We start from the raw sequence: 409 nt of genomic DNA on the forward strand, positions 1-409 counted from the left end.
GTCAGCGACAGCCTCTATCCGTTGGCCGTTGAGCTATTAATTCGTCCTGAAAGCTCGTTGATCTCCGAGAGCGAGCCGGTTAACCGGCTGATTGAGGTGATTTGCGCCGGTAGCCGTGCGGCTGAACAGATTAGCCGTACGCTGTTTGCCGGGGATGAGGACAGCGACTTCGCAAGCTACCACTCTGCGGCGATGCTCACTCTTTCAGAGCGTAAAGTTCTGCGCCTTCTGGCGAAGGGGTGGGGAATAAACCAGATCGCCGCGCTGTTGAAAAAGAGTAATAAGACGATCAGTGCGCAGAAAAACAGCGCAATGCGTCGCTTATCGCTACGCAGCAACGCTGAAATGTATGCCTGGATCAACAGCGCGCAGGGAATGCAAGAGCTGAATATCAATTCAGCTTACGGGG

The 409-nt window shown here is 54.0% G+C and carries 1 protein-coding gene; it reads left to right on the forward strand.

The features are described 5' to 3' along the window. Positions 1-409, forward strand: a 409-nt coding sequence (locus FJV41_RS56290; RefSeq protein WP_220138056.1) for a helix-turn-helix transcriptional regulator, incomplete at both ends; no start/stop codon positions are given.

This window comes from Myxococcus llanfairpwllgwyngyllgogerychwyrndrobwllllantysiliogogogochensis, assembly GCF_006636215.1.
GTDB lineage: Bacteria > Myxococcota > Myxococcia > Myxococcales > Myxococcaceae > Myxococcus > Myxococcus llanfairpwllgwyngyllgogerychwyrndrobwllllantysiliogogogochensis.